The 18,380-nt window shown below is 70.4% G+C and carries 13 protein-coding genes; 6 read left to right on the forward strand and 7 right to left on the reverse strand.

The window, feature by feature from the left end; all coding sequences use genetic code 11:
• The first annotated feature begins 317 nt into the window (after window positions 1–317).
• From ABH933_RS08110 to ABH933_RS08120, 3 genes are all read left to right on the forward strand, one after another.
• Entirely contained in the window at window positions 318–2,150 is a 1,833-nt protein-coding gene (locus ABH933_RS08110) for a phosphoenolpyruvate carboxykinase (GTP) (protein ID WP_429418800.1), read from the forward strand.
• A 207-nt stretch (window positions 2,151–2,357) separates the two neighbouring features.
• Window positions 2,358–2,561, forward strand: a complete 204-nt coding sequence (locus ABH933_RS08115; RefSeq protein ID WP_429418802.1) for a hypothetical protein — start codon at window positions 2,358–2,360, stop codon at window positions 2,559–2,561.
• A gap of 169 nt (window positions 2,562–2,730) precedes the next feature.
• Complete coding sequence (locus tag ABH933_RS08120; RefSeq protein WP_215922280.1) at window positions 2,731–3,030, forward strand: hypothetical protein; 300 nt, start codon at window positions 2,731–2,733, stop codon at window positions 3,028–3,030.
• A gap of 15 nt (window positions 3,031–3,045) precedes the next feature.
• On the opposite strand, the gene ABH933_RS08125 is transcribed toward ABH933_RS08120, so the two are convergent.
• Window positions 3,046–3,867, reverse strand: coding sequence for a class I SAM-dependent methyltransferase (locus ABH933_RS08125; protein ID WP_429418804.1), 822 nt, complete (start codon window positions 3,865–3,867; stop codon window positions 3,046–3,048).
• A gap of 154 nt (window positions 3,868–4,021) precedes the next feature.
• Between ABH933_RS08125 and ABH933_RS08130 the strand changes: the two genes are divergently transcribed.
• The gene (locus ABH933_RS08130; protein ID WP_429419238.1) at window positions 4,022–5,224 is read left to right on the forward strand and encodes a glycosyltransferase family 4 protein; all 1,203 of its coding nucleotides are present in this window, start codon (window positions 4,022–4,024) and stop codon (window positions 5,222–5,224) included.
• Here ABH933_RS08130 and ABH933_RS08135 read toward each other — a convergent pair.
• Both ABH933_RS08135 and ABH933_RS08140 read right to left on the reverse strand, forming a co-directional pair.
• Window positions 5,196–7,310: a hypothetical protein gene (locus ABH933_RS08135; protein WP_429419240.1), complete on the reverse strand. Its 2,115-nt coding sequence runs from the start codon at window positions 7,308–7,310 to the stop codon at window positions 5,196–5,198. The two genes, ABH933_RS08130 and ABH933_RS08135, sit on opposite strands and share 29 nt — an antisense overlap.
• Window positions 7,311–7,442: 132 nt before the next feature.
• A complete protein-coding gene (locus ABH933_RS08140) occupies window positions 7,443–7,604 on the reverse strand; it encodes a hypothetical protein (protein WP_429418806.1) in 162 nt (53 codons plus the stop codon).
• Between the two features lie 509 nt (window positions 7,605–8,113).
• Here ABH933_RS08140 and ABH933_RS08145 point away from each other — a divergent pair.
• A complete protein-coding gene (locus ABH933_RS08145; RefSeq protein ID WP_429418807.1) occupies window positions 8,114–9,499 on the forward strand; it encodes a polysaccharide biosynthesis protein in 1,386 nt (461 codons plus the stop codon).
• A 180-nt stretch (window positions 9,500–9,679) separates the two neighbouring features.
• On the opposite strand, the gene ABH933_RS08150 is transcribed toward ABH933_RS08145, so the two are convergent.
• Window positions 9,680–10,843 carry a DUF3068 domain-containing protein gene (locus ABH933_RS08150; RefSeq protein ID WP_429418809.1) on the reverse strand — a complete coding sequence of 388 codons (1,164 nt, stop codon included), beginning with the start codon at window positions 10,841–10,843 and terminating at the stop codon, window positions 9,680–9,682.
• Window positions 10,844–11,008: 165 nt separating this feature from the next.
• Here ABH933_RS08150 and ABH933_RS08155 point away from each other — a divergent pair, with 165 nt between their 5' ends.
• Complete coding sequence (locus ABH933_RS08155; RefSeq protein ID WP_429418811.1) at window positions 11,009–12,202, forward strand: acyltransferase family protein; 1,194 nt, start codon at window positions 11,009–11,011, stop codon at window positions 12,200–12,202.
• Here ABH933_RS08155 and ABH933_RS08160 read toward each other — a convergent pair.
• The 3 genes from ABH933_RS08160 to ABH933_RS08170 form a co-directional block, all read right to left on the reverse strand.
• Window positions 12,199–16,932: an alpha-(1->3)-arabinofuranosyltransferase domain-containing protein gene (locus ABH933_RS08160; RefSeq protein WP_429418813.1), complete on the reverse strand. Its 4,734-nt coding sequence runs from the start codon at window positions 16,930–16,932 to the stop codon at window positions 12,199–12,201. The genes ABH933_RS08155 and ABH933_RS08160 overlap by 4 nt on opposite strands.
• Window positions 16,913–17,083, reverse strand: a complete 171-nt coding sequence (locus ABH933_RS08165; protein WP_215922274.1) for a DUF2613 domain-containing protein — start codon at window positions 17,081–17,083, stop codon at window positions 16,913–16,915. Before ABH933_RS08165 ends, ABH933_RS08160 begins: the two co-directional genes overlap by 20 nt.
• A 116-nt stretch (window positions 17,084–17,199) precedes the next feature.
• Entirely contained in the window at window positions 17,200–18,285 is a 1,086-nt protein-coding gene (locus tag ABH933_RS08170; protein WP_429419242.1) for an isochorismate synthase, read from the reverse strand.
• Window positions 18,286–18,380: the final 95 nt, after the last annotated feature.

An 18,380-nucleotide genomic window follows, 5' to 3' on the forward strand; every position in this document is an offset into this window, starting at 1 on the left:
CGAGGGCGCGAGGGACTTTCTAACACTCCGGACCGGCGCATTTCGGGGAAACGGCCGATTCGTGATGTTTCTCGCGCCCGAGGTTGCGGTTCATCTCGGCGGGGTACCGAGTGAGGAACCCCATTCCGTACTCGCCGTCACATCGCGTTAACCTCTTTACCTAAGGAACATGGGCATCCGCGCCGTTCTGGTATGCAGCCCAGCTGTCGGCAAGTCGGAGTGGGTGCCTTTACCGCCAATGGTGGCTTTCCCGGTGTTGTGGGCCGTTCCGGCTGCAAGCTCACCACACCCGAGCCGCCCATCTCAGGAGAGTTTTCATGACCTCAGCGACCATTCCTGGTCTTCACGGATCCGATGGCACCGCACCGACCCAGCACGCAGGGCTGCTCGCCTGGGTGCGGGAGGTCGCAGAACTCACCGAGCCCGATCGGGTGGTGTGGGCGGACGGTTCCGACGCGGAGTGGGACCGGCTGACCATCCAGTTGGTCGAGGCCGGTACGTTCCAGCGGCTCAACGAGTCCAAGAAGCCCAACTCCTTCCTGGCGCTGTCGGATCCCTCCGACGTCGCGCGGGTGGAGTCGCGCACGTTCATCTGCTCGCGCAGCGAGGCGGACGCCGGCCCCACCAACAACTGGGTCGATCCCGCCGAGATGCGCGCGACGATGACCGAGCTGTACCGCGGCTCCATGAAGGGCCGCACCATGTATGTGGTGCCGTTCTGCATGGGCCCCCTGGGCGCCGAGGATCCGAAGCTGGGCGTCGAGATCACCGACTCCGAGTACGTGGTGGTCTCGATGCGCGTGATGACCCGCATGGGCAGCGTCGCGCTGGAGAAGCTGGGCACGGACAAGCCGTTCGTCAAGGCCCTGCACTCGGTCGGCGCGCCGCTGGCGCAGGAGCAGGCCGATGTGCCGTGGCCCTGCAACGACACCAAGTACATCACCCACTTCCCCGAGGACCGCGAGATCTGGAGCTACGGCTCGGGTTACGGCGGCAACGCGCTGCTGGGCAAGAAGTGCTACTCGCTGCGCATCGCCTCGGCCATGGCGCACGACGAGGGCTGGCTGGCCGAGCACATGCTCATCCTCAAGCTGATCTCGCCGGAGAACAAGAATTACTACGTCGCGGCCGCCTTCCCGAGCGCCTGCGGTAAGACCAACCTCGCGATGATCGAGCCGACGGTGCCGGGCTGGCGCGCGGAGACCCTGGGCGACGACATCGCCTGGATGCGCTTCGGCAAGGACGGCCGCCTGTACGCGGTGAACCCGGAGTTCGGCTTCTTCGGCGTCGCCCCGGGCACCAACCACAAGTCCAACCCGAACGCCATGGCCACCGTCGAGGCGGGCAACACGGTCTACACCAACGTCGCGCGCACCGACAACGGCGACGTGTGGTGGGAGGGCCTCGAGGGCGAGCCCGATCACCTGATCGACTGGAAGGGTAACGACTGGTTCCTGCGGGAGACCGAAACCCTTGCCGCCCACCCGAACTCGCGCTACTGCACGCCGATGTCGCAATGCCCGACGCTGGCGCCCGAGTGGGACGACCCGCACGGCGTGCCGATCACGGCGATCCTGTTCGGTGGCCGCCGCAAGACGACGGTGCCGCTGGTGACCGAGTCTTTCGACTGGCAGCACGGCGTGTTCATGGGCGCCACGCTGTCCTCGGAGCAGACCGCCGCCGCCGAGGGCAAGGTCGGCACGGTGCGCCGCGATCCGATGGCGATGCTGCCGTTCATGGGCTACCACGTGGGCGACTACCTGGGCCACTGGATCAACCTCGGCAAGAACGCCGACGCGGCCAAGCTGCCGAAGATCTTCTACGTCAACTGGTTCCGGCGCGGCGAGGACGGCCGCTTCCTGTGGCCCGGATTCGGCGAGAACTCCCGCGTGCTGGAGTGGATCGTCAACCGCATCGAGGGCTCCGCGGAGGCGGAGTCCACCGCGATCGGCAATGTGCCGCTCGCCGCGAACCTCGATCTGGTGGGCCTGGATGTGGATGCGGCCGATGTCGACGAGGCGCTGAACGTCAACCCCGAGGAGTGGCGCCGGGAGATTCCGCTCATCGAGGAGTGGTTCGAGTTCATCGGCGACAAGCTGCCCACGGGTCTGCGCGACGAGTTCGAGGCGCTCAAGGAGCGCCTGGGCTGAGTGCCCGGAATACCAACCGCTCGTGTCGTTTCCTCCAACGGCACGGGCGGTTTTTCGTGCATTCGGAAACGATGCCCGCCGACGGCCCGCGGTGGCTTATTCTCGGGGTGTTCTACATCCCAGGTCCCTGAACTGAATGCCATACCGTCGTCGGCGGCCAGCGCTCGCTCTCCGTCGACGGAGGCCGAATGCGTGGAGGTGGTGGGCGTGACCGATTTGGAGTTCGATATACCCGTTGTCCCGGAGGTAGCCGAGGACCATTTGACCCCGAGCACCCCGCTGCAGCGCGCCGGGCAGCGCCTGCAGCAGGTCCTGCCGCCGGGGTGGGAGGTGGATGTCGTGGATCCGCCGCGGCGTCCGGGCCAGATTCCCGCGGCCGTGCTGCGCGTGCGAGCCTCCTACGATCAGTAGCCGCCACAGCGGCCCCGTCAGTTATCTTCAGGCATCCCAAATCACGAAATCCTACCTGCCGGTTCGCTTTTCGTAGAACGCACTATTGCGTTTCCCCCGATGGCGGAGCATGCTGATAGCTGGCTGCAGAGAATGATTTTTCAAATGCAATCGCAGGGGAGTGCGCGTCGTGGCGGTGCAAGTGGTCGGTAGATCGCTGATGACCAGCGATCAGACGCCGCATCAGGCAAGATCCGTCGGTACGGGCGGATGGGTCGTATCCTTCCTGCCGGGCCGGACGCTGACGCTGGAGCAGGCGGCAGCGGCGCTACAGGCCGCGGAGGCGGTAGCGGCGGTGCGCGCGCTGGCGTGCACGGTCGGCCTCACTCCGCTCGAGACCGTCGGTCTGGCGATGCAGGAACCGCCCTGGCAGGAGCCGGAATGCGCGGGCGGCGGCCGCTTCTGGCGCCGCGGGCGATTGGAGCGCTAATGGCGGCTCGGAGTGTCAGCGCTTGGCGGCCACCACGACCAGATTGCTGACCAGTAGTTCCCGAATGCCCGGCACCCGCACCAGCCACCACGCCCAGCGCGGGTGGTACCGCGGGAAAACGGCGAGAATCGTTGCGCGCGAACCGCTTGCGGCCGATGCCCAGCGCAGCCCGTCGGCGGCGCGCACCGCGAACAGGGAGACCCCGAAGCGATTCTTCGGCTCGCGGCCCGTGCGCCGCCGATAGCGGCGCGCGGCGTACTCGCCGCCCAGATAGTGCCAGGGCCCGGTCTCGTGCCCGCCGAACGGGCCCGACCAGACCGTGTAGGACAGCACCATCAGTCCGCCCGGCCGCGTCACGCGCAGCATCTCCTCGGCCATGAGCCACGGCGCCGGCACATGCTCGGCCACATTCGAGGACAGGCAGATATCGACCGCGTCGTCGCGGAACGGCAGGGCCATGCCCGAACCGCGCACCGCGCCCGGCACGGTCAGTCCCGCGGCGTGCATCTCCGTCGGATCCGGTTCGACAGGAATGTACCGCGCCCCGGCCGCGCCGAACTCGTCGGCGAAATAGCCGGGCCCGCCGCCGACGTCGAGCGCGGTGACGCCGGTCAGGTCGCGTCCGGTCAGGTCGCGGAAGAAGTCGGCCACCATATCGGCGGTGTCGGCGGCGATACCGCCGTAGAAGCGCGCCGGATCGGTCTGCTCGAACCGGAAACTGCCGAGCAGCCGCAGCGACCGGCGCAGGGTTGCGCGGCGCGCGAAGCGGGGTGTGGCCCGGCGCTGGGACGGTGATCCGGTCCCGGGCTCGAGATGCGGTGTTGCGGGGCGTTGCATGGCGCCTCAGTTTTGCACAGCGATCCATCAGCTCCCATCACGGATCCGGCCGCTAGGGTGGAGCGGATTGTCATCCCATCCGTCCGAGAACGACCTGGAGTGCGCTGTGCCCGATACCGGTTTCCCCGGGCCCGACGGGAAGTCCGTGGCGCACCTGACCGCTCCGCCCGCCTCCGGCGTTCGCGAGGTACTGCTGCTGTGCTGGCGAGATACGGGGCATCCGCAGGGCGGCGGCAGCGAGCGGTATCTGGAGCAGGTCGGCGCCGCGCTGGCGGCGCGCGGGGTGAAGGTGACGCTGCGCACTGCGCACTACCCAGGTGCGCGTCGGCGCGAACAGCTCGACGGCATCGACATCAGCCGGGGTGGGGGGCGCTACACGGTCTATCCGCGAGCCCTGGCGGCGATCCTGTGCGGCCGCCTCGGCCTCGGCCCGCTGCGCGGTGTCCAGCCGGACGCGGTGATCGACACCCAGAACGGCATCCCCTTCTTCGCGCGCCTGGCGACGCGGGCGCCCGCGGTGGTGCTGGTGCATCACGGCCACCGCGAGCAGTGGCCGGTCGCCGGGCGTTGGGTGGGGCGCGTGGGCTGGTGGATCGAATCTCGGCTGTCCCCGTGGGCGCACCGGCGCAATCAGTATCTGACGGTTTCGCTGCCGTCGGCGGAGGAGCTCATCTCGCTGGGGGTCGACAGCGGGCGCATCGCGGTGGTGCGCAACGGCGCCGAACCGGTGCCGGAGCAGGTGCCCACCGGCGCGGCGCAGACCCGCACCGCGCACCCGAGCCTGGTGGTGCTGTCGAGGCTGGTGCCGCACAAGCAGATCGAGGACGCGCTCGCGGTGGTGGCCGGGCTACGGGCCCGCCACCCGGACCTGCATCTCGACGTGATCGGCGGCGGCTGGTGGGCCGAGAACCTGAAAAGCCGTGCGCGCGAACTGGATATCGCCGATTCGGTCACCTTCCACGGCCACGTCGAGGAGACCCGCAAGCACGAATTGCTCTCTCGCGCATGGGTACACGTGCTGCCCTCGCGCAAAGAGGGGTGGGGGCTGGCGGTGATCGAGGCGGCCCAGCACGGCGTCGCCACGGTCGGATACCGCGGGTCGCGCGGACTGACCGATTCCATCGTCGACGGCGCCACCGGAATCCTGGTCGACGACGCCGCGCAGCTGACCGAGGCGGTCGGCGACCTGCTCGCCGCCGCCGAAACCCGCACCGTCATGGGCGAGAAGGCCCGCGCCCGGGCCCGGGAATTCTCCTGGGAGCTGACCGCCAACGGCGTCCACGAGGTGCTGTGCGCCGTGGCGCGCGGTGGCTATGCCACCGGGTTGATCACCGGCCGGGAGCCGGAATCGGCCTAGTTCTGGCGCTGTTCGGCCGGGCCCGCGTTGTCCAGGCCGCCACCGGCACTGCGAGTAGCAACGCCCAGACCAGGTGTGCGCCGATTGCGATGCGCCGGTCGGCCGCTCGCGATGCCGGCCGCAGATCCGCGGGCGTCGCGACCCGATACAGGGTGAGATCGTCATCCGAGTAGATGGTGTTCAACTGGGCCAGAGTGGTTTTCGAGTCGCCGAGCGGCCCCGGCGTGTTGTGCTCCACCAGGATCCAGCCGACTCCCCGGGCCGCCAGCGGTGCGGGCGCCGCACCGCTCAGCAGCGACCGCTCGACCGCGCGGGCGCGGGTGCCCTCCCCGGCGACCACACCACCGCGTACCGGCAGCTCACCGGTCTGCAGCACATCGCGCGGCAGCATTCTGGGCGCCGGATCCAACACCGGAACCCTACCGCTGTAAGGGAATTCGCGGAACATCCCGCCCGGCAGCACCGCAACATCGCCCGGCCCGTCCAGCCGCGCGGCAACCCGCGCCCAACCCGCCGGATAGTGCACCGGCCGCAGCGCGCCGCCCACGCCCCACGCCAGGTCGGGTAGGACCGCGATCAGCAGGGCAATGAAAAGCGTTGCGGTCAGGGCCACTCCGGGCGTTATGGCGCGATCGTCCTGCATATGGCTTTCACCGCCGTGGTGCGCTGATGTCCCGTCGATGGCCGGGGCGCGACTGGTGCGACGTCCGCGAGCTCCGATGGCGTGACAACCCGCCGCGGCGCACAGGGCGAACGCGGGCATGGCGAGGGCGACGTATTTCTGTGTGTCGCGGAGCAATCCGGCGCCCGGCACGTGGGCCACGAGGAACTCGCCGAAGTGCACACCCCATCCGGTGGCCTCCAGCGCGGGCAGCACGATCGCCGCGGCGGCGAGCACGAGCAGTGTTTGCCGAGCGTACCGGGTGGCCGTGTCGGCATCCGGTCCTGCCACCGACTGTTCCGGGCTGTCGTCGAGATGGGTGCGCGCGGCCCCGGAGGCGGCCACGCGCCGGACGCCCGTCGCGACAATGGCGAGCAGCACGACCGTCCCCACCAGTGCGAACAGCGTTGTGCGCGAACCGGGTACGGCCTGTGCGTTCCAGATCCCACCGAGTCCGGCCAGGCTGCCGATCGTGCCGAGACCCGGTTCCGCGCGCGCCGCGAACGCCGCGATGCCCGCCGGATCCGAGGGCTCGGCCCCCGCCCCCGACAGCGCGGTGGCCACCAGCCACGGCGCCGAGGCCAGGCACCAGAGCCCGACCGTCCCGAGCACATTGCGCCGCCCGACCAGCAGCACGGCGACAAAGCCTGCGAGTATCGCCCCGGTTGGCGTCAACCCCGCCGCCGCCAGCGTCCCGGCGAGCGCGAGCCATGCCGACAGCGTGTGGCCGCCCCACCTTCGCCGATGCTCGGAATCCATTGCGGCCGTCAGCATCGGCCCGGAGACATCTACCGCGGCCGGTCCGATCCGGTGGCGTCGTCCACGCCGGTGCTGTGTTTCGAGCTGATGCGACTGGGGCTGAGGCTGTGTTTCTGCTTCCGGAACAACAGTTTCCGGCAGTGCGTCGTCGCCCGTCCGGGTTCGCGGGGCGTGGTGATCCGGATTGTCCGCGCCCGAGGTGGCTGCGCCGGGCCGGGGCGTCGGCTCCTGCGCCGCACGTTCGGTCCGGCGCGGCGGCAAGGTGCGAATTCGCTGGGCCGCCAGGGCCGTCCACGGCAGCGCGGCGTATCCGGCGAGCAGGCTCCAATGCCCCTGCAGCAGACGCTCGGCCACATACGGGTTCCACACCGCGACGGTGGCCGCCACCATTTGCGGCGCGAGGCCGACCCCGAGGAACCGTCGTGCCAGCGCCGCCGCGCCGCCGCCCGCCGCCCACAGCGCCCCCACCAGGATCACTTTGACGACGACCCCGCCGTCCACCACCGTCGAGAGGATCGCGAGCAGCCAATCCTGCGGCACGGCCCGCGGGGCCGCATCCCCCAATCCCAGCGCCGAATCGGTGAGATACGACCGCGGCGTCGTCACCGCGTCCCGCAGCAGCAGATATCCGGACCCGAGCAGCGGCCCCACCACGACCAGCGCCAGCACCAGGCTGTACACCGCGGGCACGATCCGAACCCACCGTCCGCCGCGCCCACGCCCAGTCACGCTCAGCCACCCTACGTGCCCGCATCCGCCGCACCACACGGCCCCGCCGCACCACACGGCCCCGGCGCATCACGTGCACTCGGTGCGGCCGTGTGTCCGGCGCATCACGTGGACTTGGTGCACCATATGGGCCTGCCGCTTCACGTGGGCGTGGCGCGCCATGCGGGCGTGCCGCATCAGCTGGGCGTGCCGCATCACGTGGGTCTGGCGCACCACACGGCCCCGGCGCATCACGTGCACTCGGTGCGGCCGTGTGTGCCCGGCGCATCACGTGGACTTGGCGCACCATATGGGCCTGCCGCATCATGTGGGCCCGGCGCTTCATGTGGGCGTGGCGCTTCATGCGGGCTTGCCGCATCAGCTGGGCGTGGCGCATCACGTGGGTTTGCCGCTTCACGTGGGCGTGGCGCGCCACGTGGGCTCGCCGCATCAGGTGGGTCTGGCGCACCACATGGGCTTGGCGAGGCGATGTGGGCCTAGCGGACCACGTGGGCTTGGCGCGGCCATGTGGGCTTGGCGCATCACAGGGGCCCGGCGCATCACGTGGGCCTGCGCGTCACGTGGGTCTGGCGTACCACAGGGGTCTGGCGCATCATGTGCACTTGGCGCGGCCATGCGGGCCCGGCGCATCGCGTGGACTTGGCGCGCCAGATGGGCCTGTCGCATCATGTGGGCACGGCGCGGGCGGCTGAGGCCGGGTGAATACGGGCGGGAGGTGGGGGAGATGGGAGCATGGCGGGATGTCTGCTCTCCGTCGTCTGCCCGGTGTCCGGGATTTGACGTTGGTGACGGCGGGGGCGATGACGGCGAATGCGGCGGGGTATCTGCTGCAGCTGCTGGCCGGGCGGTGGCTGGGGGTGGCGGGGTACAGCGAATTCGCGAGCCTGCTGGCGGTGCAGCTGTTGGCTGCGGTGCCCGCGCTGGCGCTGCAGAACGTGGTGGCGCGCGAGCTGGTGCGCGGTGCTGCCGTCGCGGCGGTGCGCGGGCTGGGCCGGCGGAGTGCGGTTGTCGTGGCGGTGGTCGCGGTGGTCTTGATTCCGGTGGTGAGCGCGGTGCTGCAGGTCGGCTCGGTCGCGGCCGCTGGTGCGCTGGTCGCGGCCCCCGCGCAGGTGTTGCTCTCGGGCGAGCAGGGGATCCTGCAGGGCGCGCGCCGATTCCGCGCGCTTGCCGTCGTGCTCGGGGGTGCGGGCCTCGCGCGGGTGGCTCCCGCGCTGCTCGCCCTAGCATTCGGTGCGGGCTCCGGCGGGGCCTTGTGGGCTGCCGCCCTCGGGCTCTTCGTTGCCGCCCTCGCGGCCCGCATCGGCGCGCGCACGCTCCCGCTCGCGGCGGACCGAGCGGATCCAGCCGTCGGCGATATCGGCGATCGAGTTCCAGGAAGCGTGCTCGTTCCCGGCAGCCCCCGGGCCCACATGGAGCGGATCCCCGCGGGAACGGGCGACGAAGCGGTCGGTGGTGGGCACGACCCGGTCGCACCCGGTGGCGGGCGGGCTCCCCACCGAGTTCTCGAACGGATGCGAATCCCCGAAGGCGGCGCGGCCGTGCTGCGGGCCGCCCAGGTGCAGGCGGCGCTGATGGCGTTGTCCTCGGCGGATCTGATCGTGGCGCGGATCGTGTTGAACGATGCCGATGCCAGCCGGTACGCCCTGGGCGCCATTGCCACCAAGATCGCGTTCTGGCTGCCACAGGCGGTCGGGGTGGTGCTGTATCCACGGATGGCGCAGCCGCAGTACTCGGCCCGGGCGATCCGGGACGCGCTCGGGGTGCTGCTGGCGGTGGGGATTGCGGCGGTCGCGGGCGCGGCCATGCTGGCGCCGCTCGCCCCGGTGTTTGCCGGACACGACTATGCCCCGATCGAGGGCTGGCTGTGGCTGTTCGCGCTCGACGGTGCGCTGCTCGCGCTGCTGCAGGGCGCGCTGCTCTCCGCCATCGCCGTGGATCGCACCGCGCCCACGGCCATCACCTGGGTCGGCCTGGCGGTCGAGGTGATCGTGATCGGGCTGTTCGCGCGTTCGCTGCCCGTATTGATCGGTACCGCAACGGGTGTCGTCGCCGTCGTTGCGGCAGCGATCATCGTCATCGTCCTGCGGGCGGCCGCGCGTGGGGCCGGGGACCGCCCGTCGGCGTAGGTATCGGCCGATCTGTCGAATTGCTCTCTGCGGTAGATATTTGCTACGGCATAGTGCCGCGAATGATCTCGCTTCGCGGTGGTGCGCCCTCGGCGGAGCGCGATGTGGGCTGTGGCAGGAAAGCGGTGGCTCCCCGCCGAATACGCGGGGAGCCACCGATCAGATAGGTTCTGAGAACGCTCAGATATTCCGGGGGATCTTCAGCTGCTGGGTGGGCTGCTCGGCGAGACTCGAAGCGAGCCGGGCGGACCCGATGGGTGGCTCGGCCGCCGGTGTGCCCTTGGGCTTCTTTGGCTTGACCAGGCGGCCGGGCTTCTCGGATCCGTTGCCGCGCAACCCGAAGAACAGCCCGACGATCAGCGCGATCACGCCGACGACGCCGAGGATGATCGGCACCGTCCGCCCGTACAGCGAGATCTTGTCCATGTTCTGCTTGGCGATCGCGATCTGCGAGTTCACCGTGTTGTCGTCGAACACCAGCGTTGTCTGCACCGCGGTCAGCTCGGGCTTGTCGGCGCTGCGGGCGTAGTACAGGTGAATCTGCTCTGAGCCCTTGATGATCGTGCCGGTCTCCGGCTCGACCCAGACATCGCGGGTGTTGGTGTAGTAGCGGTTCATCGTGATGTTGGTTTCACCGCCCGCGACGCCCCACTTGGCGGCGGGCAGGGTCACCTGATTGGTGGGCGAGCTGACCACCTTCACCAGATCGGTGGCGGGGATCTTCTGCTGGAAGTGGTAGACCTTCAGGTCGTTGATCTCGGTCTGCTCGACGAAGTTCATGTCGGACGACTTGCGCACGTTGATATCGAAGTACGGGTAGGTCTGCTTCTTCGTGCCGATCGGGAACCGGTACTGCAGCCCGTCGTGCTGCACCGGGTCGGCGATGCTGTTGCCCTTGCTGTCGGTGGCGACCGCGATCGAGCCGTTCGGATCGTCGTCGACCGGCATGCCGGACTTGCGGTTGATGGTGACCCGGTCGATGGTGGCCGACAGCAGGCCGGTGTCGCCCTGCAGGTCGATGTTCCGCAGCGTCTGGCCCGCCTGGATCGTCATCTCGTTCTTGTCCGAGGGATCCTCGACGGTCAGATACCGCTGCGAGATCAACCGCACGTTGGAATCGACCTTCGCCGCCCCCGAGCCCGAGGTCAGGGAGCTCGCCTCCAGCACCTGGCTCGGCGCGTTCGGGCTGTTGTTGGCGATCGTGGTGATTTCGAGGTCGAGGGGAGTCTTCGCCAGCTGGCCGAGGGCATACGTCGGGGTCAGCACCGCCGCGATGATCAGCAGCGTGCCGAGACCCACGAGCAGGCAGGCCACCGTCCTTCGAGTACCGGCACGCAGTGCCATGCAAACTCTCCTCGTCATCCAACAGGCAGTACCGAGTCGCGGTGCGTCCACTGCGCGGCGCTCGTGAGCCCCGACACTAACAGTCCGAACCGAGGAAGCATCGATGTGAGGCCGGAAACATCCCCAATCCCGTGTCGACCGACAACACGGGCACACTGGAACCCGATGACCACGACCATGACATCGGATGCCCAGCCCGGAGCCGGGCAGGGCGATGCGCCGGTTCCGCGGCAGCGCACCGCCGCTCGTGGTTTCGTCCCGGCGCTCGAGGGGATGCGCGGGCTGGCGGCGCTGGGTGTGGTGGTCACCCATGTCGCGTTTCAGACCGCGGCGACGGGGATTCCGGTGCTCGGCCGGGTGCTGGAGCGGTTCGACATGGCCGTCGCGGTCTTCTTCGGTCTCTCGGGATTCCTGCTCTGGCGTCCGCACGCGGCCGCGGCCCGGGGGCTGGGCGCGGCCCCGTCGGCGGGGCGGTACCTGTTGCATCGGGCCGCGCGCATCCTGCCCGCCTACTGGGTCGTGGTGTGTGCGGTTTTGACACTGCTGCCGTCCGCGGCCGAGTCGGCGGGGCGGCGGGTGTGGGTGGCGAATCTGACGTTGATCCAGGTATTCGTGCCGCTGACCCTGACCGACGGGCTGACCCAGATGTGGAGCCTGTCGGTGGAGGTGGCGTTCTATCTGCTGCTGCCGCTGCTGGCGCTGGCCATGGTGTGGCTGCGCGGTCCGGCCGCGCGCTGGCGGGCGCCGGTGGTGCTGGGGTTCGGCCTGATCAGCCTCGGCTGGAATCTGCTGCCGGTGCCGACGCCCAACGCCATTCACTCGGACAACTGGCTGCCCGGATATCTGCCGTGGTTCGCCGCGGGCATGCTGCTGGCCGAATTGGTGGAGGGGCGGGCGCTCGGTGGTGGCAGTGCCGCGAAGCCGCCGGTGTGGCGCCGCATCGTCGCAAGCCGCCGGGCTATGTGGTCGATGGCGCTGATCGCGCTGCTCCTGTCGGCGACGGACCTGGGCGGCCCGCCCGGGCTGGCTCGCGGCCAGGCCTGGCAGTACGTGAGCAAGATGGGCCTGGGTGCGCTGATCGGATTCGGCCTGCTGGCCCCGTTGGTCCTCGGCGACGCCCGGCACCGCTGGCTGGAGAGCCGGCTCGCCGCGACGATCGGCCGCTGGTCCTACGGCATCTTCATCTGGCATCTCGCGGTGCTCAGCGTGGTATTCCAGGTCTTCGGAATCGTCCCGTTCCACGGCATGTTCCTGCACGTGCTGGCGCTGACGGTGCTGTTCACCCTGCCGATCGCGGCGGCCGGTTACGCGCTGATAGAAGAACCGGTGCGCCGATGGGTACGGCGCCGTTTCGGCTAGCGGTCGGTCGCCCGCGTCGGGCGCGGCAGCGCGGAAATCCCCAGCGCGACAATCGATACCAGGGCGGGGAACTGCACCCAGAGTGAGCCGCCCATGTACCCGTCCGGGGATCGCCAGGGTCCGGTGGACAGTGCCGCCATGGCCAGTGCCGTGCCGATCCCGGCGACCGCGACCAGGATGCGTGGTGACCGGCGGCCGAAGTACCGGTCGGCCACCAGGCCCGCGGCGGTGAGCCCGATCGCGACCGGCCCGGCGATCAGAAATGTTGCGAGTGTCAGCCCGATCGCGCCCGGCACCCGGCTGTTCCAGGTGCGCGGGGCCGGATCAGCCGGTGCATCGGGTTCCGTCGTGGGGGATGCCGTGTCAGGTTCCGTGGCGGGGGATGCTTGCTCGGCAGCAGGATTCAGTGGCCGATCGACTGCCCGGCGGCGTCGGAACCGGGGGAGTACCAGGGCGATCAGGGGGAGCAACAGCAGTAGTCCACCGAAGATGGACAGTCGATACCAGCGGTCGATGGGGAATTCGACGGTGATCGGGCCCTGGGCGCCCGTGGGTACCAGCCAGGCCTGTTCCCAGCCGTCGGCGACTGTCGGGGTGAGTGTGTGACCGTCCGCCGTGTGGGCGCGCCAGCCTACGTTGGTGCTCAGGGGCAGGACCAGCAGGCGGGTACCGGGTGGCGCCGAAACGGGCTGGGCCGCAACATCTGTGCGGTTCAGGCGTAGCTCGTTGACGGAGAACATCGGAGTGGGGGTAACGGTGACGTCCACCTGGCCGTCCGGCAGATCGACGGACTTCGCAACGGATGGCCCGGTCGCGTCGGGGCCGATCGTATCGATTCCGCAGACCTGCGCGGGAACCGGTGCGCTGGACCGTAATTGGTCGGCCGTGGCGGTGATCGTGGTGTGTACGATCCGCCCTCCGACGGCGATCGTGGGACCGTGGGCGCAGTCGATGGTGATGGGGCGGTCATCGGGGGCGGGGGCGGGATAGTCCGGGCCCAGCACGCGAACCTCGGCCAGGCCCGGCGGCTGCTGCTGTGCGAAACCCAGTGCGGTGCGGTCCAATACGGTGTTCCACGTCGCGATGCTGAGTTCGATGCGGTCCGTCAGGCGGGGGTGCAGCGTGATGCGGATCGGGCGGCCCGCGGGAGCGTCGGGATCCAGCGTACGTACCTGCGGCCCGTCGCCGAGGTTGACCGAGACCGAGGTGGGCCGGGCGGGCAGCGCTCCGGTCGGCGGGGTTATGTCGAGCCCGGTCACCAGGGTGGGGGCCGGAAGTTCCAGGGTGAGGGTCGGTTTGGGGCCCGCGGGATTTCGCACCGTGTCCTGCGTGGCGATCCAGCTGGTGCGCGGATCGGAGTCGGTGACGGCGAAGGCCGAGCCGCGCAGGTCGCCCACGTCGGCCGAGCCGCGCGCGACGGGCAGGTTGTGATCGGTGAGCAGCGCCTCGAGTTCCGGGCTCTGCCGGGCCCGCACGATCAGTTGCGGGGCGATGTCCATCGGCCCGGGGACGCTCAGGGTGCGCTGGAACGTGCCGGGCTCCTCGGCCGACAGCGCCAGCCCGTTATCGCAGCGCACCCGGTCGGGTGCGTCGAAACAGGCCGCGCGGCCCGGAAATTCCTGTCCGAGATCCCAGCCCCGCACCCGCGTTCCGGCGGGCACGGGTGGCAGCACGGTGCGGTGGCGGATATCGACCGGCACCGGTGCGTCGCGGTTCGAATAGTCGTCCAGGGCGACCGCCGAGATGCCGAATTGCCCGCCCGCGGTGCCGCCCTCGGTCGCGGTGGCGGTGATGGTGAGCCAGCCGGTGCGGCCTGGTGGCAGCGAAACTGCAACGGGCCCACCGAGTTTGGGGATGCGGGCGGCCACGGTGCCGTTCGCGGTGCGCACCTCGATCCATTTCACCGGATCCCCGAGGGCGGCCGCACTCGTCGTCACCTGCAGCACCCCGGCCCGGATGGGATGCGCCAGATCGAGCCGGAGCCATTGCCCCACAGCGTGTTCGGCGCTGTTGCTCAGCCATGCGGTGGACGGGTCGCCGTCCACGACGGCCGCGGTGGAGCTGCCCGGCGCCGTGCCGCCCAGCTGGGTGGCGTCGGCGGCCGAGCTCGACGCGGTGATGGTGGCGCCGGACCATCGGCCCTCCACCAGCGGGGTGCCCGGGACGGCGTAGTCCGGCGCCCGATTGAACGTGCGCCGGGCGTCGGTGGGCGCGCGCAGCGCCGAACTGTGGTCGTCGACCTTCCCGAAGTCGGTCTCGCGATCCATCGGCGTGTCGGTGATCAGCGTTGTGCCACCGGACAATCCGGCCCGGGCAGCATCCGTGGCCAGCAGCACGGGACTGTTGGGCAGCGCCGGGGAGCTCCGCAACCGTTCCAGCACCTCGGGCCCGCCCTGCACCACCGGCACCGAATCCAGCGGCACCGTATACGCGCCCGGAAACGATGCGGGTGCGCCGAGGCCGCTGTGGATGTCGGCGGGCGTGCCCGGCCACGGCGCCTCCACCCGGTAGATCTCGACGGCCGGATATGCCGGGCGCAGATCGCCATCGGCGACCAGACCCTTGCCGTGACCGGTGATGATCCTGCTGCCGAACTGCGCCACCTTCGTCAGCCCTGGGGAGCGTTCGATGGCCTCGTGGGCCAGCATCGGCCGGGTCGATCGCGAGGTGTCGGGGTCGAGATCGTTGCGCAGCACCAGAATTCCGATGCCCTGACCGATCAGCGTCGGCGCCAGCCCCGCCGACGGCCGCCCGTCGGCGATCAGCCGCTGCACCGAATCCATGGCGCGGATCGCCCCGGGCGGCGTGAGCGGTACCGCGTCGCGCACCGCCCACGGTGTCGTCGCCAGCGCCTGCAACGGCTCGTCGCGGGTCAGCCCCCAGATCTGGCTGCCGAACGGCGCGCCCGGCACCACGAGCGCACGGGTATCGGCGGCATTGCTGGCGAGCCACTGCGCGGTCTGGGTCCAGTACGCCGGGACCCGATCGTAGGCGCCGCGCGGGGCCAGCTTGCTCGTCCACGCCAGCGAGGTCGACAGCGCCAGGGCGGCAAGCACCAGCGCGGCGAGTGCCACCATCGGGTCGCGTTCGGGATGGGCGAAGGCCCTGCGCCACACCGGCATCGGCGCCGACCCGGGCAGCGGAACCCGCCCCAGCAGCTGGGCCAGCCCGATGACCAGCGGCAGCCGGATCAGCGGTTCCAGCTTGTGCACATTGCGCAGCGGCGCCCCGCCCGCGTCGAGGAACGCCCGCACCGGCTCGGCGAACGGCCCGCCCAGCTCACCGGCGTAGCCCGCGCAGATACCGACGAGCCCGATGATCAGGATCAGCGTGAACCGGCCGCGGCCGGGCATCGACCGCATCGCCAGCCCGGCCATGCCCGCGGCCGCCAGCAGCCCGGTGGCCAGCACGGCCCCCGGCTGGGTGACCAGCACCGCCCCCGCGATCCGCTCGGGCGAAACGAACGGCGTCCAGCTGTCGGTGCCGCGCAGCACCTCACCCAGCGACGCCCACTGCGTGGTGACCCCGGACGATTCGATGTAGTCCAGGAACGGCGGACTGACCTTGCCCAGCACCAGCAGCGGGACCACCCACCACAGCGTCCCCAGCGCCAGCAGCGGAATCCAGGCCCGGGTGAACCGCCACCAGGCCCGATTGGGCCGGTACGACGCCCACCAGATCGCGGCGGGCAGAAACGCCGCCGCCGTCGCCACCGCATTCACCGAACCCATCAGGGCCAGCGCCAGCGCGCTCCCGGCCGCCGATAGCGCCCCATGCCGAGGCAGACCATACGAGGTGAGGTCTGCCGGGGCACCACTCAGCCCGACCCGATCGTCGGCGACTGCTACCCCCTGCGCTCGGTGCGCGGCAGACCTCTCGATCCCGGTCGACCCGGTCATCCGAGTGTTCGGTCCCCGCGCGGCTGTTGCATCTGCGCCGTCGGGCCGATCCGCACTTCCCTCTTGGCGCACCGGGGGCGCGGCCCCCGCGGGTGTCCCCACGGCAGGGGTCGGAAGGCTGTGTGCGCCGGATCGCGGCGGCGCGTTTCGCCGATTGCGGTGCTCGCGCCACAGCCATGAGCGGGACTTTCGGACCACGGTGGCCCATCGGCGATGCCCGGGTCGACCGGTGTCCGGTCCGCCTGGTTCGCCCGGGGGATCGGTGTCACCGGATGAGCGCCGAATCCTCCTGCGCACCTGGGTGATTCGCCCAAGTGCCGCGGGCGCCAGCAGCACCCAGGGGGCGAGCATCATCGGAAGGGTTTCCGACGAGATCGATCCGATGGTGGTCAGCACGCGCGGCGCCAGGGCGAAGGCCAGGGCCGCGACGATGCGGGAGCCGCGGGTGCCGATGCCGAGGACCTCGCAGAGCCGGATCACTCCCCAGAATCCGGCCAGGATCAGCAGGGCCCACCAGATCCGCTGCATGATCCATGCGGGCAGGCCCAGCGTGTGCCCGAGAGCGAAGAATGCGCCGTGCGGGAAGAAATATCCGTAGGCCTGGTTCTGCACCTGCCCCATCGGGGCCTGGCTGCTCCACAGGTGCGCGGCCCGGCGCAGAAAGCCCAGGGGATTCTGGGCGAGATCGTATTTGGTGTCGGCGACGGTGAGGCCGGGCGTCTGCAGGAACGTCAGCAGGAAGGCCGCGGCGACCGTTCCGGCGAACCAGCGCCGCCCCAGCGGCGCGGTGCGATGGGAGCCGGCGGTTGGCTCAGCGGCTGCCGTATTCAACGTTGTTGAGCAGCGACGACGATTGGTTGCCGCTGCGGTCGATGGCGGGCCGCGAATTCTGCGCGGCCGCCGCCGTGATGACGAACACCGCGACAGCACCGATCACGGCTCCGGCGACAGCGCTCGCTACACCGGGAACGGCAAACTTCATCGCGGAACTCCCATACATCGACGCAGGCGTATCCGGGTCAACCTACAACATCGAACCGTGATCGTAAGCGCGGCCCGCCCAGGGCCCGGACCGGCGCAGCGATGGCGCGGACCGGCCTAGGGTAGTGCGCAGTCGAGGCCGCCGAGGAAGGTGCGCAGCTTGGCGGTGGTCTCGTCGAGTTCGGCGCGGGGCTCCGAGGCCGCGACGATGCCGCCGCCGCCGAACGCGCGCACGGTGCGGCCATCGGCGGACAATTCGGCGCAGCGGATCGCGACGACCCATTCGCCGTCCCCGCGCGCATCGCACCAGCCGACCGCGCCGCCATAGAAGCCGCGGTCCTCCTCGAGTTCGGTGATGGTGTCCAGGGCCAGGTCGGTCGGGGTGCCGCAGACCGCGGGGGTGGGGTGTAGTCGCATCGCCAGATCCAGCGCGGTGGTGGTGCGGTCGCGCACGCGCCCCCGGATCGGCGTGGCCAGGTGCCACACCTCGTGGGTGCTGATCAGTTCCGGCTCGTCGGGGATGGTCAGCTCGCACAGTGGGGCGAGGCGCTCGCGGATCCACTCGATGACGTAGGCGTGTTCCTCGCGGTTCTTGGCGCTGGCCAGCAGTTCGCGGGACCGCTGGGCGTCGAGCTCCGGATCGGATCGGCGGGGTTCGGTGCCGGCCAGCGGGCGCAGCGTCACCGTCTCGCCGTGCCGGGCCACCAGTACCTCCGGGGTCGCGCCGACCAGGGCCGCACCGGTTCGTCCCGCGGGGGTCAGGTCGACGGCGAAGATATTGGCCCGGGGATGGCGCACCTGCAGATGCCCGGCGATCACCTCGGACTCCAATGGTTCGTCCGCCTCCGCCAGCACCGAGCGCGCCGCCACCACCTTGCGCAGCGGCTGCGCGGGATCGGACAGCTGCTCGACCAGCTTCGTCACGCGCGCGATATGCTCTGCGGCGCTGGGGATTTCGGTGATCGCCCGGACGGCGGGGAGTGGCGGCAGCGCGGCCGGGCGCCAGGGCCCCGCGGTGTGTTCCGCGCGCTCGGGCACGCACAGCGCGGCCGGATTCCGCGGATCGAAAGGCAGCGCCCCCACGATCAGGTCGGCCGCCCCACTCGCCAGCTCGGCGCACGCGGCGGCGGCGTCGTCGAACGCGCGCCGCGTGCCGGTGGTCCGTACGACGCCCCCGGGCTGCGCGAGCAGAAATCCGTCCATAGTCACCCGACGATAGTCCGCGGGCCCCGCGCGGTAGCCGGGGAAGGGATGCACGTCTCACTGTGATGTCACGCAGGGACGGCGCCCGGGGCGAT

This window comes from Nocardia sp. GP40 (genome assembly GCF_050434125.1).
Taxonomy (GTDB): Bacteria; Actinomycetota; Actinomycetes; order Mycobacteriales; family Mycobacteriaceae; genus Nocardia; species Nocardia albiluteola.